This window comes from Pseudomonas sp. DG56-2, assembly GCF_004803755.1.
GTDB lineage: Bacteria > Pseudomonadota > Gammaproteobacteria > Pseudomonadales > Pseudomonadaceae > Aquipseudomonas > Aquipseudomonas auratipiscis.
Window position 1 is genome coordinate 4,482,687 of sequence record NZ_CP032311.1, and the last position, 25,062, is coordinate 4,507,748.

The 25,062-nt window shown below is 58.1% G+C and carries 23 protein-coding genes and 2 tRNA genes; 8 read left to right on the forward strand and 17 right to left on the reverse strand.

The genetic code is table 11. The features are described from left to right. Positions 1-29: 29 nt before the first annotated feature. From tolB to D3Z90_RS20640, 13 genes are all read right to left on the reverse strand, one after another. Entirely contained in the window at positions 30-1,280 is a 1,251-nt protein-coding gene (gene tolB / locus D3Z90_RS20580) for a Tol-Pal system beta propeller repeat protein TolB (protein ID WP_211201883.1), read from the reverse strand. Positions 1,281-1,327: 47 nt separating this feature from the next. Then, positions 1,328-2,404 (reverse strand): cell envelope integrity protein TolA, encoded by a 1,077-nt coding sequence (gene tolA / locus D3Z90_RS20585; RefSeq protein WP_136477765.1) that lies wholly within the window; start codon positions 2,402-2,404, stop codon positions 1,328-1,330. Next, positions 2,404-2,856, reverse strand: coding sequence for a protein TolR (gene tolR / locus D3Z90_RS20590; protein ID WP_136477766.1), 453 nt, complete (start codon positions 2,854-2,856; stop codon positions 2,404-2,406). Before tolR ends, tolA begins: the two co-directional genes overlap by 1 nt. A gap of 14 nt (positions 2,857-2,870) precedes the next feature. Then, entirely contained in the window at positions 2,871-3,566 is a 696-nt protein-coding gene (tolQ, locus tag D3Z90_RS20595) for a protein TolQ (RefSeq protein ID WP_128322363.1), read from the reverse strand. 2 nt (positions 3,567-3,568) lie between these two features. Then, positions 3,569-4,024, reverse strand: a complete 456-nt coding sequence (ybgC, locus tag D3Z90_RS20600; protein WP_136477767.1) for a tol-pal system-associated acyl-CoA thioesterase — start codon at positions 4,022-4,024, stop codon at positions 3,569-3,571. Positions 4,025-4,149: 125 nt separating this feature from the next. Further along, positions 4,150-5,205, reverse strand: a complete 1,056-nt coding sequence (gene ruvB / locus D3Z90_RS20605; protein ID WP_136477768.1) for a Holliday junction branch migration DNA helicase RuvB — start codon at positions 5,203-5,205, stop codon at positions 4,150-4,152. Further along, positions 5,206-5,814: a Holliday junction branch migration protein RuvA gene (ruvA, locus tag D3Z90_RS20610; RefSeq protein ID WP_136477769.1), complete on the reverse strand. Its 609-nt coding sequence runs from the start codon at positions 5,812-5,814 to the stop codon at positions 5,206-5,208. It lies immediately after the preceding gene. A 108-nt stretch (positions 5,815-5,922) separates the two neighbouring features. Then, entirely contained in the window at positions 5,923-6,447 is a 525-nt protein-coding gene (gene ruvC / locus D3Z90_RS20615; protein WP_136477770.1) for a crossover junction endodeoxyribonuclease RuvC, read from the reverse strand. A 119-nt stretch (positions 6,448-6,566) separates the two neighbouring features. Beyond that, positions 6,567-7,313, reverse strand: a complete 747-nt coding sequence (locus D3Z90_RS20620; protein ID WP_136477771.1) for a YebC/PmpR family DNA-binding transcriptional regulator — start codon at positions 7,311-7,313, stop codon at positions 6,567-6,569. A gap of 120 nt (positions 7,314-7,433) precedes the next feature. Further along, positions 7,434-9,209, reverse strand: a complete 1,776-nt coding sequence (aspS, locus tag D3Z90_RS20625; protein ID WP_136479012.1) for an aspartate--tRNA ligase — start codon at positions 9,207-9,209, stop codon at positions 7,434-7,436. Between the two features lie 93 nt (positions 9,210-9,302). Then, entirely contained in the window at positions 9,303-9,524 is a 222-nt protein-coding gene (locus D3Z90_RS20630; RefSeq protein WP_136477772.1) for an FmdB family zinc ribbon protein, read from the reverse strand. A gap of 93 nt (positions 9,525-9,617) precedes the next feature. Continuing rightward, positions 9,618-9,947 (reverse strand): ribbon-helix-helix domain-containing protein, encoded by a 330-nt coding sequence (locus D3Z90_RS20635; RefSeq protein WP_136477773.1) that lies wholly within the window; start codon positions 9,945-9,947, stop codon positions 9,618-9,620. A 240-nt stretch (positions 9,948-10,187) separates the two neighbouring features. Beyond that, positions 10,188-10,661 carry a Dps family protein gene (locus tag D3Z90_RS20640; protein ID WP_136479013.1) on the reverse strand — a complete coding sequence of 158 codons (474 nt, stop codon included), beginning with the start codon at positions 10,659-10,661 and terminating at the stop codon, positions 10,188-10,190. 320 nt (positions 10,662-10,981) lie between these two features. Here D3Z90_RS20640 and D3Z90_RS27245 point away from each other — a divergent pair, with 320 nt between their 5' ends. After that, complete coding sequence (locus D3Z90_RS27245) at positions 10,982-11,569, forward strand: cold-shock protein (RefSeq protein WP_136477774.1); 588 nt, start codon at positions 10,982-10,984, stop codon at positions 11,567-11,569. A gap of 66 nt (positions 11,570-11,635) precedes the next feature. Here the strand turns inward: D3Z90_RS27245 and D3Z90_RS20650 are convergent, their stop codons facing one another. Then, on the reverse strand, positions 11,636-11,842 hold the full coding sequence (locus D3Z90_RS20650) for a SlyX family protein (protein WP_136477775.1): 207 nt from the start codon (positions 11,840-11,842) through the stop codon (positions 11,636-11,638). Between the two features lie 3 nt (positions 11,843-11,845). Next, positions 11,846-12,271, reverse strand: coding sequence for an HIT domain-containing protein (locus D3Z90_RS20655; protein WP_136477776.1), 426 nt, complete (start codon positions 12,269-12,271; stop codon positions 11,846-11,848). Between the two features lie 821 nt (positions 12,272-13,092). Here D3Z90_RS20655 and D3Z90_RS20660 point away from each other — a divergent pair. From D3Z90_RS20660 to D3Z90_RS20670, 3 genes are all read left to right on the forward strand, one after another. Next, a complete protein-coding gene (locus D3Z90_RS20660; protein WP_136477777.1) occupies positions 13,093-14,400 on the forward strand; it encodes an OprD family porin in 1,308 nt (435 codons plus the stop codon). A gap of 170 nt (positions 14,401-14,570) precedes the next feature. Beyond that, entirely contained in the window at positions 14,571-16,286 is a 1,716-nt protein-coding gene (locus D3Z90_RS20665) for a proline--tRNA ligase (protein ID WP_136477778.1), read from the forward strand. Between the two features lie 18 nt (positions 16,287-16,304). Continuing rightward, positions 16,305-17,258: a hypothetical protein gene (locus tag D3Z90_RS20670; RefSeq protein ID WP_136477779.1), complete on the forward strand. Its 954-nt coding sequence runs from the start codon at positions 16,305-16,307 to the stop codon at positions 17,256-17,258. Between the two features lie 43 nt (positions 17,259-17,301). Here the strand turns inward: D3Z90_RS20670 and dinB are convergent, their stop codons facing one another. After that, a complete protein-coding gene (gene dinB, locus D3Z90_RS20675; RefSeq protein ID WP_136477780.1) occupies positions 17,302-18,366 on the reverse strand; it encodes a DNA polymerase IV in 1,065 nt (354 codons plus the stop codon). A gap of 217 nt (positions 18,367-18,583) precedes the next feature. Between dinB and D3Z90_RS20680 the strand changes: the two genes are divergently transcribed. The 4 genes from D3Z90_RS20680 to D3Z90_RS20695 all read left to right on the forward strand — a co-directional run bounded on the left by D3Z90_RS20680 (position 18,584) and on the right by D3Z90_RS20695 (position 23,021). After that, positions 18,584-18,660, forward strand: a tRNA-Met gene (locus D3Z90_RS20680). Between the two features lie 133 nt (positions 18,661-18,793). Next, positions 18,794-18,870, forward strand: a tRNA-Met gene (locus D3Z90_RS20685). A gap of 213 nt (positions 18,871-19,083) precedes the next feature. Then, positions 19,084-21,726: a bifunctional lysylphosphatidylglycerol flippase/synthetase MprF gene (gene mprF / locus D3Z90_RS20690; RefSeq protein ID WP_136477781.1), complete on the forward strand. Its 2,643-nt coding sequence runs from the start codon at positions 19,084-19,086 to the stop codon at positions 21,724-21,726. Continuing rightward, positions 21,726-23,021, forward strand: coding sequence for a virulence factor family protein (locus tag D3Z90_RS20695; protein ID WP_136477782.1), 1,296 nt, complete (start codon positions 21,726-21,728; stop codon positions 23,019-23,021). Before mprF ends, D3Z90_RS20695 begins: the two co-directional genes overlap by 1 nt. Positions 23,022-23,050: 29 nt before the next feature. Here D3Z90_RS20695 and D3Z90_RS20700 read toward each other — a convergent pair whose 3' ends face one another. Beyond that, the gene (locus D3Z90_RS20700; RefSeq protein WP_136477783.1) at positions 23,051-24,949 is read right to left on the reverse strand and encodes a potassium transporter Kup; all 1,899 of its coding nucleotides are present in this window, start codon (positions 24,947-24,949) and stop codon (positions 23,051-23,053) included. Positions 24,950-25,062: the final 113 nt, after the last annotated feature.

The following is a 25,062-nucleotide window of genomic DNA, read 5'->3' on the forward strand; positions in this document are numbered from 1 at the left end:
ATGTGTTAAGTACAACGTAAAGCGCCGCGTCAGTTCAGGTAAGGGGACCAGGACGGTTCTCTGACTTCGCCTTGAGCGGTAGGAAGCGGGAGCCTCACGCGTCCGTTGAGAGAGACGAGCATCAAGACTCCCCGGCCCTGCTGGCGGGTGGCGTAGATTAGCATGGTGCCGTTGGGCGCAACAGTAGGAGACTCATCAAGACTTGTTTCAGAGAGAATCTTTACACTACCGCGCTGCAAATCTTGAGCAGCCACCTTGAAGTTGGTGAAACCTTGTTGGCGATGAATCATCACCAAAGTCTTTTCATCCGCAGAAAGTTTAGGGTTGGCGTTGTAGTTTCCTACAAAAGTTACACGCTCGGCGCCACCGCCCGAAACATTGGTTTTATAGATCTGCGGTTTACCGCCACGGTCGGAAGTAAAGTAGATGGTCGAACCATCTTTACCCCAGAACGGTTCGGTATTGATACCCGGACCTGCAGTAACACGAGACAGTTGGCGCGACCCCATGTTCATTACATAAATGTCAGGGTTGCCGTCCTTGGACAGCACGAACGCCAGGCGCGAACCGTCCGGCGACCACGCCGGTGCACCGTTCAGGCCTTCGAAGTTGGTGATCTGCTCGCGACGACCAGTATCGATGTGCTGAACGAAGATGCGCGGACGCTTCTGCTCGAACGAGACATAGGCAATACGCTTGCCATCAGGCGCAAACCGCGGCGACAGGATAGGCTCACGCGATTGCAGCAGGGTAACGGCGCGGGCACCGTCGTAGTCCGAACGCTGCAGGGTGTAGCGCGTATTGTTGGTGGAGAAGCGCTCGGCCGTGACGTACAACATGCGGGTAGAGAACGCACCCTTGATACCGGTGAGTTTCTCGAAAGACTGGTCGGCAATGTAGTGCGACATGTCGCGCAATTGATCGACGCTGCCCGAGACGCTACCGGTCAGCACTTGCTGCTCGGTCGCGACGTTGAACAGTGCGTACTGCACCTGCAGGCGACCGCCAGCCGGAACGATGCTGCCGACCATGACGTACTGGGCACCCAGGGCTTTCCAGTCACGGAAGATGACTTCGCTGGCCTGGCTAGGCTGGCTGATCATGTTCTGGCGCGGAATCGGCGAGTAATAACCGGAGTTGCGCAGGTCATTACCGATAATGTCGGCCATGTCTTCAGGCAGCACGCTACCGCCCTGCAGACCGAACGGTACGACCGCGATAGGGGTGGCGCGATCACTGCCGCTGGTGACCAGGATGTTCTTTTCTTCTGCCACGGCCATTCCTGCTACGCAGCAGAGAACAACCAGCAGTCCTCGAAGAAGTTTAATCACAAGGCTAGATCCTCAGGTGTGAATGTCATCTTGAATGAACGATAGGGATTGAATTCGCTCGGTTTCAAGCCCTGCATTTCGGTTAACCGACCAATGTTCTTGACCGCGGCAACTGCCGAGCTGTCGAACGGACCATCGCCACTGGAGCGAGCTACGCTCACCGAAGTAATGGTGCCATCGGGCAGCATGCCGATCTGCAGAACCACCGTCATGTTCTTGCGCGCAGAAGGTGGACGCGCCCAGCCCTCGGCCGCACGTGCACGGATCAGGTCGTCGAAATCGCCGGCTACCTGGTCACCTTGCTCGTCAGCCAATGCCTGTTGCCGCTCGGTAGTGTCGGACAGAAGCTCGGCCAGGGCCTGGGCTTTCTTGTCTTCTGCTGCCTTGCGGGCCGCATCCTGCGCCTTCTTCTTGGCCGCATCAGCTGCAGCTTTCTTCTTGGCGTCTTCAGCAGCCTTTTTCTTTGCTTCCTCGGCTACTGCTTTTTTCTTGGCATCCTCGGCTGCCTTTTTCTTGGCGTCCTCGGCTGCTTTTTTCTTGGCTTCTTCAGCCGCCTGCTTCTTGGCCTCTTCGTTAGCCTTTTTCTTGGCTTCCTCTTCAGCCTTCTTCTTGGCGATGTCAGCCTGTTGTTTCTCGGCGGCCTTCTTGGCCTCCTCGGCTTTCTTGGCCTCGGCTGTTTTCTTCGCTTCCTCTGCCTGCTTGGCTTGTTCGGCCTTTTTCGCTTCGGCTTCGGCGCGCGCTTCTTCCGCCTTTTGAGCAGCTTCTTCTTTCTTTTGTTCCGCAGCTTTTACTGCTTGCTGCTCGACCTTCTTCTGTTCCATCTGCTCGACTTCGGTCTGGCGCGAAGCGGTTTTCTTCGCTTCACCCGCAATCTTCTGATTGGTCTGGGTGGTGGCCTGACTTTTCGATTTCAGCTGGTACAGGGTTGCCTGAACAATAGGCTTGGCCGGCGGCAGCTCCGGCGTCATGGCAAAACTGACGAACAGCATGCCGAACACCAGAACGTGCAGCGCAATGGCCCAGACACTGGGCCAGAAATAGCTTTCCGAGGCGGATGGCTCTCGCTGTTGCATCAGGGCGCCTCGGTAATCAGGCCAACGTTACCGACACCTGCCTTTTGCAACCCGCCCATGGCACCCATGACCGCGCCGTAGTCGACAGTTTTGTCGCCACGAATGAAGACCTGGGTCTGTTTGCCCTGGTCACGGCCGGCAGCGATGATCTTGGTCACCGCGTCGGTCATCTGCGGCAAGGTCATGGCCTTGTCCATTTGCTTGTCGGTGTCGACTTCACTGCCAAGGTTCCAGTAATAGGTCTTGTCAGCCTTGATCGAAATAGTCAGGACCTGGACGTTGTTGTCCTGCGGCAAGGCTTCACTGGAAACCTTGGGCAGATCAACCTTCACGCCCTGGTTGAGCATCGGTGCGGTCACCATGAAAATGACCAGCAGTACCAACATCACGTCGATGTAAGGCACCACGTTCATCTCGGCGACCGGCTTGCGTTTGTGGCGAACTCGGGCCATGGGCTTTTACCTGATCACTCTTCGCTGGTGTGCACTTTACGGTGCAAAATGGCCTGGAACTCGTCGGCGAACGTGTAGTAACGGCCGATCAAGACTTCACTGCGGGCCGCGAAGCGGTTGTAGGCGATAACCGCTGGAATTGCAGCGAACAGACCGATTGCGGTTGCGATCAGTGCTTCGGCAATACCCGGAGCCACAGTGGCGAGGGTGGCTTGCTGGGCGCTGGCCAGACCGCGGAAGGAGTTCATGATGCCCCACACGGTACCAAACAGACCGATATACGGGCTGGTGGAACCGACAGTGGCCAGAAACGGCAGGCTCTGCTCAAGCTTCTCTTCTTCGCGGGAAATGGCGACGCGCATGGCACGACCGACACCTTCCATCACCGCATCTGGGTCAACACCTGGCTGCTGGCGCAGGCGTGAGAACTCCTTGAAGCCGGCACGAAATACCTGCTCGACACCCGAATCCGGGTCGGGGTTGCTGCCCGCCTGACGGTACAGCTTGGACAGGTCGATACCCGACCAGAAACGTTCTTCGAAGCTGTCCAGCGCTCGACGACCGGCACGCAGCATGGTGCTGCGCTGAAAAATCATGATCCATGACGTTACCGATGCGGCAACCAGAACCAGCATAACCAGCTGCACCACGATGCTGGCATTGCTGACCAGGCTCCACATGGAGGTATGGTCGACGACGTTAGCTTCCACGCTTAATCTCCTGCATTTGAATGAGTACCCGGATCGCCCGCCTCGGCGAATGCCGTTCGCAGCGCTGGGGGAATGGCCCGGGGTTTGAAAGTATCGGCGCGCACACAGGCCACCAGGAACTGCCCTTCGCAGAGCAGCGTTGCATCTTTTTCGCGCCATACCTGCTGCACGAATCGCAGGCTGGCACGGTTCAACTCAAGCACTTGCGCGGTAACCCGCAACTCGTCGTCCAACCGCGCAGGCGCGTGATAGCGCGCTTCGCTGGAGTGAACAACGAACAGCAGGTTGTCCTGCGCCAATGCCGACTGGGCAAAGCCCAGGGCGCGTAACCGCTCGGTGCGGGCACGCTCCATGAATTTCAGGTAATTGACGTAATACACCACGCCGCCCGCATCAGTGTCTTCGTAATAGACCCGACAACGGTGTGCGAACGACTCAAGCCCATTTTGCGCGCGCATACTCTAGTGCTTACTCCTCAGCTTGCCAATCCGCCCCAGCAACTGTTTTTCATTGATTATGTCGTATTGCCAGCGTGGTCCTTCCATGACAGCCGATAGGACCACGAAAACACCAGATAAATCTGTCATTCATCGGGCTGGGCAGAAAAACCTTCGGCAGAGACCGACTCACCCAGTCTGTTCGGGATGTTCAGGCCAAAATGCAGATAAGCATGCCGGGTTACCACCCTGCCTCGCGGCGTACGCATGATGTAGCCCTGCTGAATAAGGTAGGGCTCCAGTACATCCTCGATGGTGTGGCGCTCTTCACTGATGGCTGCAGCCAGGCTGTCGACCCCGACGGGCCCGCCGTCGAATTTTTCAATCATGGTCAGCAGCAGGCGACGGTCCTGATGATCGAAACCACGTTCGTCGACATCTAGCAGGTTCAGCGCCATGTCGGCGATCGGCTTGGTGATATGCCCCTTGCCCCGAACCTCGGCAAAGTCTCGCACCCGACGCAGCAGGCGGTTGGCAATGCGTGGCGTACCTCGCGCCCGGCGAGCGATCTCGAAAGCCCCTTCATCTTCGATCGGCAAACCGAGAATGCCACCGGAGCGGCTGACGATAGTGGCCAGGTCTTCAGTGTTGTAGAACTCCAGGCGCTGGACAATACCGAAACGGTCACGCAACGGGTTGGTCAGCATGCCGGCCCGCGTGGTGGCGCCGACCAGGGTGAAAGGCGGTAGGTCGAGCTTGATGGAACGGGCTGCCGGTCCCTCGCCAATCATGATGTCCAGCTGGAAATCTTCCATGGCCGGGTACAGCACTTCTTCGACAATCGGTGACAGGCGATGGATCTCATCGATGAACAACACATCGTGAGGTTCGAGATTGGTCAGCAATGCCGCCAGGTCGCCTGGTCGTTCCAGAATCGGGCCCGAAGTGCTCTTGATCGATACGCCCATTTCTTGCGCGATGATGTTGGCCAGGGTGGTCTTGCCCAACCCCGGCGGGCCGAAGATCAGCGTGTGATCCAGCGACTCGCTGCGTCCGCGCGCCGCCTGAATGAACAGGGCCATCTGCTCGCGCACCACTGGCTGACCAATGTATTCGGCCAGACGCAGCGGGCGAATCGCCCGATCCTGGACCTCTTCGCGGTCACGCCCGGTGGCGGCTATCAGCCGATCAGCTTCAATCACTTAGATCATTCCCTTCAGGCTGCGGCGGATCAGTTCTTCGCTGCTCAAACCCTTGGCATCGACAGCAGCCACCGCCTTGCTGGCTTCCTGGGGTTTGTAGCCCAGGGAAATCAGCGCGCTGACGGCATCGGCTTCGGCGCTGGACACACTGGCCACAGGCGCTGGTCCATTGGGCACCAGGGCGAACATGGCAGGAGAGGTTTCCCAGGCTTTGAAGCGGTCTTTAAGCTCGACCAGCAGGCGCTCGGCAGTCTTCTTGCCGACACCTGGTACCTTGACCAACGCCGACGTATCCTGCGCCTGAACACAGCGCACCAGTTCGTCGACCTCAAGGCCCGACATCAACGCCAGGGCCAATTTGGGACCTACGCCGTTGAGGCGGATCAATTCACGGAACAGTTCGCGCTCGCGCTTTTCATGAAAGCCGTAGAGCAGATGAGCGTCCTCACGCACCACCAGGTGGGTGTGCAACGTTACCGCTTCGCCAATCTTGGGCAAACGATACAAGGTTGTCATGGGCACTTCGAGCTCATAGCCCAGGCCATTGACATCAACAATCAGGTGCGGCGGCTGCTTTTCAGCCAATGTACCGCGCAAACGTCCAATCACGTTGCAATCCTTCCTCATGGGCGCCGGCAAACAACCGACCAACCCTAACAGCAAATGCAATGGCCGATGGCATTGCCCGGTCAAAATTTGTTTCAGCGCATGATGCTATCAGAGCCGCAGACGTCCGCTACGGCTTCGTGCAGTGGAAAGCCCATGGGGTAACAAGCTGGAGCGAGTATGGGCATGGCACAGGGCGATGGCCAGGGCATCGGAAGCATCGATCTGCGGCTTTTTGGTCAACTTGAGCAAGTGCATAACCATCATCTGCACCTGCTCCTTATTAGCGCCACCGGTACCGGCAACCGCTTGCTTGACCTGGGTCGCACTGTACTCGGAAATCTCCAGCCCCTCCTCGATGGCCGCCACGATAGCGGCGCCGCGGGCCTGCCCCAATTTAAGCGCTGAATCGGCGTTGCGGGCCATGAACACTCGCTCGATCCCCATGGTTACCGGCCCGTACTGGCTGATGATTTCGCGCACCCCGCGAAAGACTATCTGCAAGCGCTCGGGCAACTCGCCGCTACCGGTTCGAATGCACCCGGATGCCACATACTCACAGCCCCGGGGCCCCTGGCGCACCACACCGTAGCCTGTAATGCGCGAGCCCGGGTCGATGCCAAGAATCAGAGTCATAACGCCTGCATACTCAATGACGCGCTTAGGCGTCGTTGTAAAGACAGAAGCCGGATCTGCTTGCAGGTACAGTACACCTGCAAGCAGACCCGGCTTGGAGAAAATCGGCTGGAAGCGAGTTAACCCAGTTGCTCCATGACCTCATCGGGGATCTCAGCATTGGAGTAGACGTTCTGTACGTCGTCCAGATCTTCCAGCATATCGATCAGCTTGAGCACCTTTTGCGCACCCTCGAGGTCCAGTTCGGCACTGGTGGTCGGCTGCATGACAATTTCGGCGTCCGCCGCCTTGAACCCTGCTTCTTCCAAGGCATTGCGCACGGCATAGAAGCCGGCAAACGAGGTGAACACATCAAAGGAGCCATCTTCGTTGCTGACCACGTCGTCAGCGTCGGCTTCCATTGCCGCTTCCATCAACGCATCTTCGTCGACCCCAGCGGCAAAACTGATCTGTCCTTTACGCTCGAACAGGTAGGCCACGGAACCGTCAGTACCCAGGTTGCCGCCACATTTGCTGAAGGCATGGCGCACGGCAGCTGCGGTACGGTTGCGGTTATCGGTCATGGCCTCGACCATGATCGCCACGCCACCAGGGCCATAGCCTTCGTAGCTGAGCTCTTCAACGTTATCGGCCTCGGTCGCACCAGCACCGCGGGCAATGGCCCGGTCGATGATGTCGCGGCTCATGTTGGCACCCAACGCCTTGTCCAGCGCCAGACGCAGACGCGGGTTGGTGCCCGGATCACCGCCGCCCTGCTTGGCAGCAACGGTCAGCTCACGAATCCACTTGGTGAAGATCTTGCCCCGCTTGGCGTCCTGACGCTCTTTGCGGTGCTTGATGTTTGCCCATTTGGAATGACCAGCCATAACGACTCCGAATCCTTTGAAACAATGCCACGCCCCTGCCCGACAACAATCGGGCAGGAACAATAAATTCCGTACCGCTTAACGCAAAGGCGCATCCATTTGGATGCGCCCGGGGTCTACTTACTCAGCCTTGGGCTGTTCACGCAGACGGATGTGCAACTCGCGCAGAGCCTTCGCATCGACCAAGCCAGGCGCCTGAGTCATGACACAAGCGGCGCTCTGGGTTTTCGGGAAGGCGATCACTTCACGAATCGACTGGGCGCCAGTCATCAGCATGACCAGACGGTCCAGACCGAAAGCCAGGCCACCGTGCGGCGGTGCACCGAACTTCAGGGCGTCGAGCAGGAAGCCGAACTTCTCTTCCTGTTCTGCTGCCTCGATACCCAGCAAGCGGAAGACCGCCTGTTGCATTTCCTTGCGGTGGATACGGATCGAACCGCCACCCAGCTCAGTACCGTTGAGGACCATGTCGTAAGCACGCGACAGCGCGGTGGCCGGGTTGGCCGCCAGCTCTTCAGGCGTGCACTTGGGCGCTGTGAACGGGTGATGCAGGGCAGTGAAGCTGCCGTCGTCGTTCTCTTCGAACATCGGGAAGTCGACAACCCACATCGGGGCCCACTCGCAGGTGTGCAGGTTGAAGTCGTTGCCGACCTTGATCCGCAGTGCACCCAGTGCTTCGCTGACAATCTTGGCTTTATCGGCGCCGAAGAACACGATGTCGCCGTCGACCGCGCCAACGCGATCGAGAATCACATTGAGGTTGGCTTCAGGGATGTTCTTGACGATTGGCGATTGCAGACCTTCAACGCCTTTGGCGCGCTCGTTGACCTTGATGTACGCCAGGCCCTTGGCACCATAGATGCCGACGAACTTGGTGTACTCGTCGATGCGGCTGCGCGGCATGCTGGCAGCGCCAGGAACGCGCAGGGCGGCAACACGGCACTTCGGATCGTTGGCCGGGCCACTGAAGACCTTGAACTCTACGTCCTTGAGCTGATCGGCAACATCAACCAGTTCCAGCGGGTTACGCAGGTCTGGTTTGTCGGAGCCGTAGCGGCGCATGGCTTCTTCGAAGGTCATGTGCGGGAATTCGCCGAACTCCAGGTCCAGGACTTCCTTGAACAGCTTGCGGATCATGCTCTCGGTCAGGCCCATGATCTCGGACTCATCGAGGAAGCTGGTCTCGATGTCGATCTGGGTGAACTCTGGCTGACGATCGGCACGCAGGTCTTCATCGCGGAAGCACTTGGCGATCTGGTAGTAGCGGTCAAAGCCCGCGACCATCAGCAATTGCTTGAACAGCTGCGGCGATTGCGGCAGTGCGAAGAAGCTGCCAGCGTGGGTACGGCTCGGCACCAGGTAGTCACGCGCGCCTTCCGGAGTGGCACGGGTGAGGATTGGTGTTTCAACATCGAGGAAGCCGTTTTCATCGAGGAAGCGACGGATGCTGGTGGTGATCCGCGAGCGCAGACGCAGCTTCTCGGCCATTTCCGGGCGACGCAGGTCGATGAAGCGATAGCGCAGGCGGGTCTCTTCGCCGACGTCGGAGTACTCGTTGAGCGGGAACGGCGGGGTTTCCGCTTCGTTCAGGACGGTCAACTCATAACCCAGCACTTCGATGGCACCGGACGCCATATTGGCATTCACAGCGCCCGCTGGACGTGGGCGTACCTTACCGGTGATCTGCACCACGTACTCGCTACGCACGCGATCGGCGGCAGCAAAGCTGTCTGCGCGATCCGGGTCGAATACGACCTGGGCCATGCCTTCGCGGTCACGGATATCGAGGAAAATCACCCCGCCGTGGTCGCGGCGACGATGGACCCATCCGCAAAGGGTAATTTCCTGACCTTCCAGGTTCTCGTTCAGTTGGCCGCAATAATGGCTGCGCATCATGATGGTGGTTTCGCTTCTCGTCATTCGTGTGTTCAGTGGAGGTCTTGGCGCCACAAAAGGCTAATAGTGCAAGACCCGGCCGGTGCATTCAACTCAGTCGGCTTTGTCGCCGCCCGCAAGATTCTTCTTTGCACCGGTCTTGAAGTCGGTTTCGTACCAGCCTGTACCGCCCAGACGGAACCCCGGTGCGGAGATCAGCTTCTTCAGCGCCGGCTTTTGACAGGCCGGGCAATCGCTCAGCGGCTCTGCGCTGATCTTCTGAAGGACTTCCATCTGGTGATCGCAGGAAGCACATTGATAGTCGTACAGGGGCATAAGTGTGTCTCGTTAACCACAGCGCGGGCGGGTTCAGGCAGTAAAGAGCGGGATTATATATGGTTAAGGAGTGCTGTGCAGCCCGACAACCGACTAGCGTGTCACCTGGGTGCCCAGCAGATAGACCACACAGACCACCCGAATCAGGCCACTGAAATTTTTTACCCCGCCATGACGCAGGTGCACCTCGCGATCCACGTAGGACAGCACGGCGTTGACCGAGCAATGGTTTGCCTGGGCAATCCGTTCAAGCACGTGCCAGTAGATTTCCTCCAGACGCAGACAAGTGGCAAATCCGTTCAGTCGGACCGAGCGTGACAATGGCTGTGCCAGGCCCATATTGAAGTCCGCCTCGAACGGATCGATACCCTCTGTACCGGTATCGCCCGCCACGCGCCCCACACGATTCATCCATGAAGACATACAAGCACCACGCACTTTAACTATCGGGGAAACAACTCCGGGCAATCGCTATTACCTGAAGATGAACCCTAATAAGCACTGCACCCGCGCATTGAATCCAGCAGACCCACTCACTCTAATTGTAGGATTCCTCGATAACCTGCGAAGAATCATGTAAGAACAGAACTACTTCCCCACCAAACAAAACGCCCGAACATCGTGGTTCGGGCGCTGGCTACCAACTGTTTGAAGGGCGTGAGATTACTTGCCTTCAAGCAACGAGCGCAGCATCCACGCCGTTTTCTCGTGCACCTGCATGCGCTGGGTCAAAAGGTCTGCGGTGGGCTCGTCGCTGACCTTGTCCAGCAGCGGGAAAATACCCCGGGCTGTGCGGGTCACGGCCTCCTGCCCTTCAACCAGTTGCTTGATCATTTCATCGGCTGCCGGCACGCCTTCCTCTTCCTTGATCGAAGACAGGCGTGCATAAATGGAATAAGCACCCGGCGCCGGGAAACCCAAAGCGCGAATTCGTTCTGCAATGGAATCAACCGCCAACGCCAGTTCGTTATATTGCTCTTCGAACATCAAGTGCAATGTCCGAAAAGCCGGACCGGTCACGTTCCAGTGAAAGTTATGAGTCTTCAGGTAAAGTACATAAGTATCCGACAAGAGTCGCGACAATCCATCGACGATAGACTTGCGATCTTCTTCGCTAATACCGATATCAATAGCCATGCGATTCCCCTTTCCATGATGTTTGATGATCAAGCAGGTACGCCCCACTGTATCAAGACTCGTCACCGCCTGCAGCCAGAGACTTGCGACCGCTGGCTGCAGGCAGCGAGACCTTGATCCAAGGCAAGCGACACACGGCGGGCCTATGATTTGAGAAGCCCCCGGCTTTGCTGTTAAATAGGCGGCGTGCCGTCTCTGACGATTGTTAATGCAGGGGCGCATAGGCTGACCTTTTCTCACGTTTTTGCGCTTCTCAACCCAATGCGCGCCGTGATGTCAGCTCTTCCTGTGATGTGCCTTATAAATGTGAGCCAACCAACATGTTCAAAATCGTCCACCTTTTGACGGGCGCTGCAGCTTTGCTGCTGTCCTTCATTCCCAGCCTCAGAACTGATGCGCAACCGCTGCTGCAACAACCGGAAGCCGTTTACCTGGCACTTTTCGGTTTGCTTAACCTGCTCCTCGCTCCCGTAGTACCCCATTACTACAAAGGTGCCCGCCTCCACCTGCAACGCCTGGCGAGCGTCTTGCTGGTGCTGGCAGTGGTGTTACAGACGCTTACCCTGCTGGCCCGCCCGGAACTGGGCAACCTGCCAGCCCTGGGCTGTGCCCTGCTGGCCGTAGTGGTGCATTTGGTTGCCGGCTTCCTCAAAACCGGCAGTGCCCGTAGCCAGGCCCCTCAATACGACATGACCAACCGTGATACCGGGACGGTCAAGTGGTTCAACACTTCCAAAGGCTTCGGCTTCATCTCGCGTGATTCTGGCGATGACATCTTTGTGCACTTTCGCGCTATTCGTGGCGAAGGTCACCGCGTACTGGTCGAGGGCCAACGTGTGGAGTTTTCGGTCATGAATCGCGACAAAGGCCTGCAGGCAGAAGATGTAATCGCCGCCCCACGGCGCTGATCGAGCAGAAAAAAACCGCGGAGCCAAAGCGTCCGCGGTTTTTTTATGCCTGGGGATGCGCGCCGATCAATAATGTGGCGGCGGCGCTTCCTCCTCGCTGCTCTGATACTGGCCGACCATCTCTTCGTAACGTTTGAGCAGCGCTGCCATCTGTAACTGCAACCGCTCGACAATCCGCTGCTGTTCGACCAGGACATCGTTCAAGGTTTGCACCGTATCGTCCTGGAAGGCCAAACGGCTCTCCAACTCTGTTACCCGCGCTTCGAGTGTCATGTCTTAAGCCTCGGCGAATGTGAAGTTGTCATCGAGAACAGTCGCCAGTCGCTGGCGAATGCCTGCAACTTGTTCAGCAGTATAAGCGGTCGCCGGCTTGCTACCCCAGACCGGAGCAGGCCAGGCCGGATCATTACGGCGGCGCACTATAACGTGCATATGAAGTTGACTGACGACATTGCCAAGCGTGGCAACATTCATTTTGTCGGCAGCAAAACAGTCTTTAAGTGTTTCAGCCAGCGCGGTGGTTTCTTTCCACAATTGCTGCTGCTCGCTGTCATCAAGTTGAAACAACTCACTGATACCCGCGCGACGCGGCACCAGAATAAACCACGGGTAGTTGGCATCCTTACTCAACAACAGTCGCGAAAGGGGGAAGTCCCCAAGCACATAGGTGTCTTGCTGCAAGCGTGGGTCCAATTCAAACACGGGAGAATCTCCTACAACTGTTTAATACCTTGTCCACTCACCGCCAAACCCTGCGCCGCAGACCTAATGCTGCAGGATACCTCCGTTTGCATGCTGGAGCACCGCCGGACAGCCGGTAGATCAGCATGAAGCGCACCGCTTTGAACGTTTTTTTGCCATCGGACTCCCTGCACCGAATCAGGTAACAGCCTGACATCCTGGTAAACGCTACTTTTCGCACCAAAATGAGGCCCTGCTGCGGATGCCAGCACTCAAAGTATCCGCAAACTACTCAGCGCACGACTTTAACGGTAACGCTTTGACTTAACGGACAGCTTTTGCGCTTATTCCCGAACGACACAGACCAGCAAACCAACCGATCTTAGCCCCCGGATTTACGGGGCTTTCGTCCTGCGATTAGCGCCGTTGTGAAAATTTTGTGAACTGTGCGGAATTTTGAGCACGCTTGTTGCATTCCCTTTCGCCACAGTCGGCACGACACCTGCACTGGAGGCGGTGAAGTGCGACAAATAACAACAGTTGCATGGGTGAACCAGGGAGTTCCGGGGATGTGGGGGTTAGATGTTTTTTACCTATCCTTAAGCCGCTCGGAACAGCGCTGGAGTTGCACGACCCGCGAAAACCGGGGCGTGATTTGCGACAGGGACTTAACCGTTAGCGACATGACCATAAAGTTACCGAAAGGTTCTTTATCCCCATATCGCCAACTACAGTCAGCGTGATATACATTTCCGCCGACACAAAAAGAAAGAGCCGCGCCGCATAAAAAAACCAATCGGCGACGGCAGTACTCTTCCTAAAAACCAAAGGAGCAAATCACGATGCGCGTGATGAAGTGGAGCATGATCGCCCTGGCTGTTGCAGCAGGCACCTCGCAGATGGCAATTGCGTCTTCTCAGAGTGAATCCAAGGGCTTTATCGAAGACAGCCAACTGAGCGTCAAAACTCGGATGCTGTATTTCAGCCGTGACTTCCGCAACGTTCCAAGTAGCGAGCAAAGCCGTGCTGAAGAAACGGGTCTGGGCTTTCTCGGCACCTACGAATCGGGCTTCACTCAAGGTACTGTAGGCTTTGGTGTTGACGCGATCGGCATGCTCGGCCTGAAACTGGACAGCGGCAAAGGTCGCGCCGGCACCGGCCAATTCCCTACCGGCTCCGACGGTCGCTCCGAAGACTCGTTCTCCGAAGGCGGCGGCGCAGTCAAAATGCGCATCTCCGACACCGTGCTGAAATACGGCACCCAGTTCACTGCCATGCCGGTCCTGGCAACAGACGACAGCCGTCTGCTGCCTGAAACCGTTGAAGGCTTCCTGCTGACCACCAACGAAATCAAAGGCCTGGAGGTGAACGCTGGTCGCTTCACCGCGCTGAATGCGCAATCACAGTCCTACCATGACAGCATTGGTGGCCTTGATGATGACCGCCTCAAAAATCCTGGTCTGACCCAAGCCGACGTCATTGGTGGCACCTACGCCCTCACTGACAACCTCAGCTCCAGCGTCTACTACTCTCATGTAGAAGACCACTTCCGCAAATGGTACGGCAACATCAACTGGGCGCTGCCAATCAGCGACAACCAAGGCCTGGTGTTCGACTTCAACATCTATGACACCAAGTCCATCGGCGACAACCGCACCGGCGCTTACCGCACCCGCGGCGGCGAGCTCGACAACACCGCGTTCAGCCTTTCCGGCGCCTACAACATTGGTGCTCATACCTTCACCCTGGCATACCAGGCTCTGAGCGGTGACGGCGACTATGCCTACGGCATCGACGGTGGTGGCTCGATCTTCCTGGCGAACTCCATTGCCCGTTCCGACTTCAACGCCGAAGACGAAAAGTCCTGGCAAGCCCGCTACGACCTGAACTTCGCTGAGTTCGGCGTGCCTGGCCTGACCTTCATGACGCGTTACGCCCGTGGTACCGATGCCAAGACCCGTACCACCGACGACGGTAAGGAATGGGAACGCGACATCGACGTGAAGTATGTGCTGCAAGAAGGCGCTGCCAAGGACCTGAGCTTCCGCGTCCGTCAAGCGACCTACCGTTCCGGCGATGGTGTGTACTACGGTTCGCCATCGATCGACGAGCTGCGTCTGATCGTCGAGTACCCGCTGAGCATCCTGTAAGCCCCGGGCTTTCAGTATTCCCAGTACGAAGAAGCCCGGCACTGCCGGGCTTTTTCTTGTCTTGAACCGGGCTGACAACGCCTTCGTGCTCCGGCATCCTGTACGCCACCGAATCGCCCCCGTACAATGCGGGGTCATTTTAAGTCTTAAGCAACCGACAACGGCCTACCATGCGCACCAGTCAATATTTGCTCGCTACCCAGAAAGAAACCCCGTCCGACGCGGTCGTCATCAGCCACCAGCTCATGCTGCGTGCCGGCATGATCCGCAAGCTCGCCTCCGGCCTTTATACCTGGCTGCCGATGGGCCTTCGGGTAATGCGCAAGGTTGAGACCGTGGTCCGCGAGGAAATGGACGCCGCCGGCGCCCTGGAAGTGCTGATGCCAAGCATCCAGCCTGCAGAGCTGTGGCAGGAGTCCGGTCGTTGGGAGCAGTACGGCCCTGAACTGCTGCGCCTGAAAGACCGTCACGGCCGCGAGTTCTGCGTGGGACCAACCCACGAAGAGGTCATCACCGACCTCGCCCGCAACGAGCTCAACAGCTACAAACAGCTGCCGTTGAACATGTACCAGATCCAAACCAAATTTCGTGACGAAATCCGTCCACGCTTCGGTCTGATGCGCGGTCGCGAATTCATCATGAAGGACGCTTACTCGTTCCATGCCGACCAGGCTTCCCTGCAGGAAACCTACGACCGCATGCACCTGGCTTACAGCAACATATTCACACGCCTGGGCCTGGACTTCCGTCCAGTGCAAGCCGACACCGGTTCCATCGGCGGCAGCTACTCCCACGAATTCCATGTACTGGCCGAGTCCGGTGAAGACGACGTGATCTTCAGCGACAGCTCCGATTATGCCGCCAACATCGAGAAAGCCGAGGCGATTCCACGGGAAACCGTGCGCCCTGCACCTACCGAAGAGCTACGCCTGGTCGACACCCCCGACGCCAAGACCATCGCGCAACTGGTAGAGAACTACAATCTGGCGATCGAGAAGACCGTCAAGACCCTGATCGTTCATGCTGCCGAAGAAGGCAAGTTGATTGCCCTGGTCGTTCGCGGTGACCACGAGCTGAACGAAATCAAGGCCGCCAACCTGCCAGAAATTGCCAGCCCTCTGGTCATGGCCAGCGACGAAGAACTGCGTGACGCCATCGGCGCAGGTGCAGGCTCCCTTGGCCCGCTGAACCTGCCACTGCCGTGCATCATCGACCGCTCGGTGGCCTTGATGAGCGATTTCGGTATCGGCGCCAACATCGACGACAAGCACTATTTCGGCGTCAACTGGGAGCGTGACCTGCCCGTTCCACAGGTAGCCGACCTGCGCAACGTTGTTGCCGGTGACCCAAGCCCTGATGGCCAAGGCACCCTGGTGATCAAGCGCGGCATCGAAGTTGGGCACATCTTCCAACTGGGCACCAAGTACAGCGAGGCGCTCAAGTGCCAGGTACTGGGCGATAACGGCAAACCGGTAACCCTGAGCATGGGTTGCTACGGTATTGGTGTATCGCGCGTGGTAGCTGCGGCCATCGAGCAGAACTACGATGATAACGGCATTATCTGGAGCGATGCCCTGGCCCCATTCCAGATTGCCCTGGTACCGCTGCGCTACGAAACCGAGCAGGTTCGCGAAGCCACCGACAAGCTCTATGCCGAGCTGACCGCGGCTGGTTTCGAAGTGCTACTGGACGACCGTGACAAGAAAACCAGCCCAGGCATCAAGTTCGCAGACATGGAACTGATCGGCATTCCACACCGCATCGTCGTCAGCGACCGCGGCCTGGCCGAAGGCAACCTGGAATACAAGCACCGCACCGAACGTGACGCGCAACCACTGCCAGTGGCTGAGGTGCTGTCGTTCCTGCAAGCCCGCATCCGCCGCTAAGTCAACGCAAGAGTAATCATGTTCAAGCGAAGTACCTACTCCCTGGGGGGCGCCGCACTGTGCGGCGCCCTGTTGCTCAGCGGCTGCGCCAACCAGATGTCCCAGCGCAGCGAGCACGAGGAACGCATCGAGCGCAAGCTGCTCGAGCACAGCCTGCAGATAGATGTCGGGGACCCCAAGGTACTCGAGCTGCCCCAGCGGCGTGTGCGTATTCATGAACAGAAAAACTTCGAAGTCACCGAATTTGAAGTGACCCGTCGTTATGATCGCTACACGCCCTACCAACCCTGGCGGGAAGTCTACGAGATCCCCCTCGGCGCGGTAGCTGTGGTTGCCGGGGTCGGCGCCAACGTGGTTAACATCTTTGCGCTGGGCAATCTGCCCGACAGTGTCACCCGCGACTGGTTCAGCTACGGCATCGATGGTCTCAATCCATTCATGAACGCCCAGTCCAATGGCCGCGCCCAGCAGAATCTTGCCGGGATCACCGAGGTACAGAAAGACAAGCGCAAGGAGTATGCGAGTCTGCCGTGGAGTGATCGTCCGGTTGAAGTCAAGGCTGGCAAGGTCACCCACACGCTGACTACCGACCGCAACGGCGTGCTGCTGTTGAATTTGCTCGATAGCCCGTTTTCGGAGCAGAACCTTACCCATATCGGCACTCTGCATCTGCAAGTCGCCGATGAGGACAACGATGTACGTGGCGATGCCAGCCTGCTGATCAGCGGCACCTTGCGTAGCAAGCTGGTTGAAGCCCACGACCTGATTTTCGACGACCTTGAGGACGATGAAGTCAGTCAGTGGGTACACCGAGTCAAGCGCCTGTCCGAATTGGGCCTGGAGGAAGAAGCCAGCGAGCTGGAACAAAGCCTGATCGAGCTCACCCGCAACGATCCCGAGCTGCAGCAGGAGTTTCTCCAGTCTTTGACCAAGGATGCCGGTCGTCTGGTTGCCGACCCTGGCGTGCATTGATTGCCTGGGCCTTGAAAAAAAGCCAGCTTGCTGGCGTTTTTTCTTAATCTCGACTGAAAAGCTCCAACTGCTCGTGCCCAGCACGCAAGTCCTGCAAGCGCACGCCGATTCCCAGCAGCCTCACCGGCTTGCCACCACGGGCAAAGGCTTGACTGAGCAACTGCTGATAGCTAACCAGGTCTCGTCCAGCGCCAGCCTGTTCCAAGGTCGTCTGGGTGAAATCGTGAAACTTCACTTTGACGAACGGCTTGCCTGGCCGATAGCTATCGTCGATACGCTGCATACGCCCGGCCAGGGTTTGCATCAGCTCCGGCAATTTGCTTAAACAGCTGGCCAGATCAGGCAAATCGACATCGTAGGTGTTTTCAACACTGACCGACTGACGGCGACTGTCATTATGGACTGCCCGATCATCAATGCCGCGCGCCAACCCCCACAATCGCTCACCAAAACTTCCAAACTCGCGAGCCAGAGACAGTCGGCTCCAATCGCGCAAATCCAGACAATTGCTGATGCCCAGGCGACTCAACTTATCGGCAGTGACCTTGCCCACACCGTGCAACTTGCTGACTGGCAATTGCGCCACGAACGCTTCGACTTGATCCGGGGTGATCACGAACAAGCCATTGGGTTTGCGCCAATCACTGGCAATCTTGGCCAGGAACTTGTTCGGTGCCACGCCGGCTGACACCGTGATATGCAACTGCTGGGCAACTCGACGACGAATATCAGCGGCAATGCGCGTCGCACTGCCGGCAAACCAGGAGCTGTCCGAAACATCAAGGTAGGCTTCATCCAGTGACAACGGCTCGATCTGATCGGTGTAGTCACGAAAGATAGTATGAATTTCCCTGGAGGCTTCTTTATAAGCATCCATTCGTGGCTTCACGATCAACAGGTCGGGACACAGGTTGAGTGCATGGCGAGACGACATCGCCGAACGCACGCCATACGCTCGCGCCTCATAGTTGCACGTTGCAATTACACCGCGCCGCTCGGCAGAGCCCCCCACGGCCAGAGGTCGCCCAGACAGACGTGGATCGTCACGCATTTCAATAGCGGCATAGAAGCAATCGCAATCTATATGGATGATCTTGCGCTGGGACATCAGCAACCGTAACCACGGGTATAAAGGTGTAGGCAGTATCTCACCACAAGGTAGCCACGACCATCCGCACTGGATAAATATACACCCGCATAACCTACAGCCCCACACCAGAAGCCCCGCTATCCTCCAGACAACCGCTAAGCGCTTGAAGAAAAAAGGTTTTCTCAAAATGAGTGCTTGACACCCTGGCGCATAACTGTAGAATTCACCTCACAGGCGCGGGATGGAGCAGCCTGGTAGCTCGTCGGGCTCATAACCCGAAGGTCGTCGGTTCAAATCCGGCTCCCGCAACCAGATTCAGGAAAGGCCACTCTTCGGAGTGGCCTTTTTCTTTGTCCGAAATAAAGTGTTGGCACATAAATTTATTGAAAATCAATAATTAAGCATTGACAGCTTTCTCAAAGGCTGTAGAATTCGCCGCATCAGACGCGGGATGGAGCAGCCTGGTAGCTCGTCGGGCTCATAACCCGAAGGTCGTCGGTTCAAATCCGGCTCCCGCAACCAAACAACAGAAAAGGCCACTTTGAATAAAGTGGCCTTTTTTGCATCTGCGATTCGCCTCTCATCTCCGCCCTCCCCTCCACGCGGCAACATAAATTTTCTTTAACTATCCTCAAGGAAGGCAGCGGCCCGATCATAGCCGTCACTACTTTCCATAGGGATTGGTACCTTGGCTGAATACGTTCGTCCTGGCGTGCACCACCCACGAGGTATTTGATGCGCAGCCAGATATCCGAGACAGAAGCGCCTGTTACCGCAACCTTGCCCAATGCCAAACGCCAGTTGCGTTGGCTCGACCGCTTTAGCCGTTATCGCCAAGCCATCGGCCTGGCTTTGACACTATTGCTATTCACCATTGCCTTGATCGCCTGCCGCCACCTGCTGAGCGAGCTGGATATCTATGCACTGCATGATTCGTTACTGAGCGTTCCGCCTTCTTCGCTTGCCGGAGCCCTACTGGCGACTGCTGTCGGTTTCATCATCCTGCTGGGGTACGAATGGTCTGCCAGTCGCTATGCCGGCGTACAGCTACCGGCGCGTACGCTGATCATGGGGGGCTTCAGCGCCTTTGCCATTGGCAATGCCATAGGCCTGTCGCTGCTTTCCGGTGGATCAGTGCGCTACCGACTTTATGTCCGTCAGGGTGTCAGTGCTACCGAAGTCGCGCGTATGACCCTGTTCGCCAGCTTGTCGTTGGGATGTGCGCTGCCGCCGCTGGCTGCTCTGGCGACACTGAGCAATCTGCCTGCGGCCGCATCCGCCCTGCGCCTCTCATCAACACTGCTAGCCGGTATTGCATTGGCAGTACTAGGCCTGGCCATGCTGATGGTCTACGGGCTGTACCGTCGACGCCTGCCAGAACAGCCTCATGCTGACAATTTGCTGGTCAGGGTGGGTCGTCGCACCCTGCGTTTGCCGGGTGCCCGCCTGACACTTCTACAAGTGCTGATTACTGCACTGGATGTCGCTGCCGCAGCGACCGTGCTGTACTTGCTGCTGCCCGAGGCGCCGCCCTTTGGCGCCTTCCTGCTGGTGTACCTACTGGCGCTGGCTGCCGGGGTGCTGAGTCATGTGCCAGGTGGTGTCGGGGTATTCGAGGCAATTCTTCTGGCAGCGTTCGCCGATCAACTGGGTGCCGCGCCTCTGGCTGCTGCGCTGCTGCTATATCGCCTGATCTATGTGGTATTGCCGTTGCTGCTTGCCTGCGCCGTGCTGCTGTTCAGTGAGGCGCGTCGATACAAAGTCGCCAGCCAGGCAATCAAGGTGGCATCAGGACTTGCCGCTCCAGTGCTCGCTGTACTGGTATTTCTTTCCGGTGTAGTGCTGCTGTTTTCCGGCGCGACACCGGAGATCGACGAACGTCTCCAGCACCTGGGCTTTCTCATTCCCCATCGCCTGATCGACGCTTCGCATTTTGGCGCCAGCCTGATTGGCGTACTGTGCCTGCTGTTGGCTCAAGGCTTGCGCCGCCGTCTCTCCGCGGCCTGGATGCTGACCACCATTCTGTTGCTGGTCGGCGCCCTGCTCTCGTTGCTCAAAGGTTTTGACTGGGAAGAGGCCAGTATCCTGACCTTCACTGCCTGCCTACTGGCGCTGTTCCGCCGCGCTTTCTACCGGCCCAGCCGCTTGCTGGAACTGCCTTTTTCTCCGGTTTACCTGGCAGCCAGCACCTGCGTGCTGGGTGCATCGATCTGGCTATTGCTGTTCGCCTACCAGGACGTGCCCTATAGCCACCAGTTATGGTGGCAATTCACGCTGGACGCCGATGCCCCTCGAGGACTGCGCTCGGCGCTAGGTAGCGCGGTACTGTTGGTGGCGTTCGCGCTGACCTGGCTACTTCGCACCGCACGCCCGGTGATTCATTTGCCTAATGAGGAAGAACTGCAGCGCGCCAATCGCATATTGCAGGCATCGGACCAGCCAGATGGAGGCTTGGCGCTGACCGGCGACAAGGCACTGCTGTTCCATCCCGATGATGATGCGTTCCTTATGTATGCTCAACGTGGTCGTAGCCTGGTAGCCCTGTATGACCCCATCGGGCCGGCGCACAAGCGTGCCGAGATGATCTGGCAATTTCGCGACCTGTGTGATGTGCACCATGCCCGCCCAGTCTTTTACCAGGTGCGCGCCGAGAATCTGCCTTTCTATATGGACATTGGCCTGACTGCCATCAAGCTGGGTGAAGAGGCTCGCGTCGATCTGGATCGCTTTGATCTGGACGCCAAAGGCAAAGAAATGAAGGACCTGCGCTACACCTGGAATCGTGGCGGGCGCGATGGCCTGACCCTGGAAATCCACGAACCAGGGCAAGCGCCACTCGAAGAGCTGAAAGTGATTTCCGATGCTTGGCTTAGCGGCAAGAACGTGCGCGAAAAGGGCTTCTCCCTGGGCCGTTTCAGCCCCGAATACCTGCACCATTTTCGCATCGCCTTGATCCGCTTCGAAGGCCGTCCGGTGGCGTTTGCCAACTTACTGGAAACCCATAGCCGCGAGCTTGCCAGCATTGACCTGATGCGCGCTCATCCGCAAGCACCGAAGCTGACCATGGAGTTCATGATGATCGGCCTGATCCAGCACTATAAGCATCAGGCTTACAGCCGTTTCAGCCTGGGCATGGTGCCACTTGCTGGCCTGCAACCTCGCCGTGGCGCACCGTTGACCCAACGTCTGGGTTCGATGGTGTTCCAGCGAGGCGAGCAGTTGTACAACTTCCAGGGGCTGCGGCGTTTCAAGGACAAGTTCCAGCCTGACTGGGAGCCCCGATACATGGCCGTGCCCGCCGGACTCGATCCGTTGGTGGCACTGGCTGACACTGCCGCCCTGATCGCTGGCGGCCTGACTGGTTTGGTGAAACGCTGATGATTCGACGCTATTGGCTGCATATTGTGGCAACGCTGCTACTGGGTTTGTTCACCGCCGCATTGGGCTTTTGGCTGTGGAATCGCCCTGCCCCCGAACCCCGCCTGGAGCATCTGACGCTGGGCGATGGCAGCAGCCTGACCCGAGCCACCCCCGGCACCCCCCCCAAAGCCCGCGTGGTTGTCGCAGTTGCCCAGGACCAATCCTTGACCGACAAACAATTGTTGAACTTGAGCCAGAGCGGGGAAGCGCAACTGGTCCAGGTCATCCTGCCGCCCGGGGACTGCAGCGTGCAACAGGCTGCTGTCAAGCAAGCACTGCAACACCTGCAGGGCCCCGCGACGCTGGTCGCAGGTATCGGCCCAGGCGCCACCCAAGCATGGGACTGGCTCGCGACACAGACCGATGACAAGGTCCAGGCCATCTCGGTGGATTTCAGTATCGAACGCCCCAGCTGCGCCACACCGCTGCCCAAGTCGGCCGCCCACGGCCATTGGAGCGTGGCCTGGAACGACAACCCGGATGACGCCAGCGCAGCTTTTGTACGCGACCAGCCGAACGCCGAAACCAGCATCAGCGATTACGACATCCACTTGCCGCAAGTGCTCAAGGCGCAACTGACCCAAGCGCTGGTGGGCGAGGAAGGCAATGCCATGAGCATCCCGGTAGTTGAAGTTCCGGCCGGCCAGACCACCGACACGGTAACCCTGTTTCTGTCGGGTGACGGTGGTTGGCGCGACCTGGATCGCGATGTAGCTGGCGAGATGGCCAAGCTTGGCTATCCAGTGGTCGGCATCGATACCCTGCGCTACTACTGGCAACACAAGACGCCCGAACAAAGCGCCATCGACCTGTCGGAGCTGATGCAGCACTACCGCCAGAAATGGGGCACCAAGCGCTTTGTCCTCACGGGCTACTCCTTCGGAGCCGATGTGCTGCCTGCTATCTACAACCGCCTTCCAGCCGAAGACCAGAAACGAATCGATGCAGTCATCCTTTTGGCCTTCGCCCGCAGTGGCAGTTTCGAGATCGAAGTCGAGGGCTGGCTGGGCAATGCCGGCAAAGAGGCCCCTACCGGCCCGGAAATGGCCAAGTTGCCGGCCGCCAAAGTGGTGTGTATCTACGGTGAAGAAGAAGCCGATGAAAGTGGCTGCACCGAGCACACCGCCGTTGGTGAACGCCTGAAACTTCCAGGCGGGCATCATTTTGACGAGAATTACCCAGCACTGGCCAAACGCCTTATCGGCGACATCGAGAACCGCCAGGGCAAAACCAGCGTCGCCGAACAGAATTGATGCGCGCCTTGGCGCGCAGCTGCCCGTTCCTAGATTTCGACCTGGGTGCCCAGCTCGATCACTCGGTTCAACGGCAGGTTAAAGAAGCGCAGGTTGCCGTTGGCGTTCTTCAACAAAAACGCAAAGAGCATGGCCCGCCATCGGCTCATGCCTACCAGCCGAGAGGGAATCACCGTCTCGCGACTGAGGAAGTAGGTGGTTCGCATCGGGCTGAAATCAAGGCCTTCAAGGTGGCACAGCTTGAGCGCGGCGGGGACGTCCGGCTCGTCCATGAAGCCAAAGTGCAGCAAGACTCGGTAAAAACCTTCTCCATAGGCCTCGACCTCAAACTGTTGCTGCGCTGGCACCCTCGGCGTGTCCTCGCTGACGACGGTCAACAGCACCACCTGGTTATGCAGCACCTGGTTGTGCAACATGTTGTGCAGCAACGCATGAGGCACTGCATCCGGCCGGGCCGTCAGAAACACTGCGGTGCCTTCAACCCGGTGCGGTGGCTGCACGCGAATGCTGCTGATAAACAGGGGCAACGGCAAGCTACCCTCATCCAGGCGCTCGACAAGGATCTGCTTGCCGCGCTTCCAGGTGGTCATCAGGACGAACAGAGCAATCCCCGCCAGAACCGGAAAAGCACCGCCTTGCACAACCTTGGGCACGTTGGCGGCGAAGAACAGGCCATCGACAAACAAAAAGCCGAGAAGCACCGGCACCGCCAGCACGGGGGGCCACTTCCACAGCAACAGCATGACAGTGGATACCAACAACGTGGTCATCAACATGGTCCCGGTAACCGCCACGCCGTAGGCTGATGCCAGCGCATCCGAAGATTCGAACCCGATCACCAACAGGATTACCCCCACCATCAACGCCCAGTTCACAGTGCCAATGTAGATCTGCCCCTGCTCGTCACTAGAGGTGTGCTGAATCTGCATGCGCGGCGCATAGCCCAGTTGAATGGCCTGGCGCGTCAGGGAGAAGGCCCCTGATATCACCGCCTGGGAAGCGATCACCGTCGCCAGGGTGGACAGGCCGACCAAGGGGATCAACGCCCAACCCGGCGCCAGCAGATAAAAGGGGTTACGCGCAGCCTCGGGGCTCTGCAGCAACATCGCCCCCTGGCCAAAGTAATTGAGCACAAGCGCTGGCAACACCAGGATGAACCACGCCCGGGCTATGGGTTTACGGCCGAAATGGCCCATGTCGGCGTAAAGCGCCTCGGCACCGGTCAAGGCCAGCACCACAGCGCCTAGAATGGCGACGCCCATCCCAGGGTGCACAATGAAGAACCGCACCGCCCAGATCGGGTTGAATGCCTTGAGCACTTCGGGGCTTTGGGAAATACCATGCACGCCCAACGCTGCCAGGACGACAAACCAAACGACCATCACCGGCCCGAACAGAATGCCGATTCGCGCCGTGCCGTGTTTCTGGATCAGAAACAGCGCAACCAGAACCACCAACGCCACAGGCACCACCCAATGGTCGATACCGTCGAAGGCCAGTTGCATGCCCTCCACTGCCGACAACACCGAAATGGCCGGGGTGATCATGCTGTCGCCATAAAACAGCGCAGCGCCAATGAGGCCGCAGCCAACCATCAGCGTACGCAGCTTGGGATACGGCGCCGAGGCCCGGCGAGCCAGCGCGGTCAGGGCCATGATGCCGCCCTCGCCCTGGTTGTCGGCGCGCAGGATGAACACCACATACTTGAGCGAAACCACCCAGATCAGCGACCAAAGGATCAGCGCCAGAATGCCCAGTACGCCGTCATGGTTGACCGGCACCCCATAGTCACCGGAAAACACTTCCTTGAGGGTATAAAGAGGACTGGTACCAATGTCGCCGTAAACCACACCTACTGCCGCCACCAACAAGCTCAGCGGCTTCGCCGCCGAATGCCCGGAATCAGCCTGATCGCTTGCCTGAACCATCCATCACTCCCGCAACCGAGGCCTATGAGTTGGTAGAACGCTAAAATGATTGCCACCCTGCCGCCATCGCTAGCCAGGCCCTATGCAAACACAGGCATGCTGGGGCGAAGCAT

Bases quoted from the DNA above. Each gene is read 5' to 3' on its own strand.
- D3Z90_RS20650 (WP_136477775.1), bottom strand. From the start codon at position 11,842: ATGACACTCGAAGCGCGGGTAACAGAGTTGGAGAGCCGTTTGGCCTTC.
- aspS (WP_136479012.1), bottom strand. From the start codon at position 9,209: ATGATGCGCAGCCATTATTGCGGCCAACTGAACGAGAACCTGGAAGGT.
- mprF (WP_136477781.1), top strand. From the start codon at position 19,084: ATGCGCAGCCAGATATCCGAGACAGAAGCGCCTGTTACCGCAACCTTG.
- D3Z90_RS20620 (WP_136477771.1), bottom strand. From the start codon at position 7,313: ATGGCTGGTCATTCCAAATGGGCAAACATCAAGCACCGCAAAGAGCGT.
- D3Z90_RS20665 (WP_136477778.1), top strand. From the start codon at position 14,571: ATGCGCACCAGTCAATATTTGCTCGCTACCCAGAAAGAAACCCCGTCC.
- D3Z90_RS27245 (WP_136477774.1), top strand. From the start codon at position 10,982: ATGTTCAAAATCGTCCACCTTTTGACGGGCGCTGCAGCTTTGCTGCTG.
- D3Z90_RS20660 (WP_136477777.1), top strand. From the start codon at position 13,093: ATGCGCGTGATGAAGTGGAGCATGATCGCCCTGGCTGTTGCAGCAGGC.
- D3Z90_RS20630 (WP_136477772.1), bottom strand. From the start codon at position 9,524: ATGCCCCTGTACGACTATCAATGTGCTTCCTGCGATCACCAGATGGAA.
- tolA (WP_136477765.1), bottom strand. From the start codon at position 2,404: ATGCAACAGCGAGAGCCATCCGCCTCGGAAAGCTATTTCTGGCCCAGT.
- ruvC (WP_136477770.1), bottom strand. From the start codon at position 6,447: ATGACTCTGATTCTTGGCATCGACCCGGGCTCGCGCATTACAGGCTAC.
- tolR (WP_136477766.1), bottom strand. From the start codon at position 2,856: ATGGCCCGAGTTCGCCACAAACGCAAGCCGGTCGCCGAGATGAACGTG.
- dinB (WP_136477780.1), bottom strand. From the start codon at position 18,366: ATGTCCCAGCGCAAGATCATCCATATAGATTGCGATTGCTTCTATGCC.
- D3Z90_RS20670 (WP_136477779.1), top strand. From the start codon at position 16,305: ATGTTCAAGCGAAGTACCTACTCCCTGGGGGGCGCCGCACTGTGCGGC.
- D3Z90_RS20695 (WP_136477782.1), top strand. From the start codon at position 21,726: ATGATTCGACGCTATTGGCTGCATATTGTGGCAACGCTGCTACTGGGT.
- D3Z90_RS20635 (WP_136477773.1), bottom strand. From the start codon at position 9,947: ATGTCTTCATGGATGAATCGTGTGGGGCGCGTGGCGGGCGATACCGGT.
- ybgC (WP_136477767.1), bottom strand. From the start codon at position 4,024: ATGCGCGCGCAAAATGGGCTTGAGTCGTTCGCACACCGTTGTCGGGTC.
- tolB (WP_211201883.1), bottom strand. From the start codon at position 1,280: ATGGCCGTGGCAGAAGAAAAGAACATCCTGGTCACCAGCGGCAGTGAT.
- D3Z90_RS20640 (WP_136479013.1), bottom strand. From the start codon at position 10,661: ATGGCTATTGATATCGGTATTAGCGAAGAAGATCGCAAGTCTATCGTC.
- D3Z90_RS20700 (WP_136477783.1), bottom strand. From the start codon at position 24,949: ATGGTTCAGGCAAGCGATCAGGCTGATTCCGGGCATTCGGCGGCGAAG.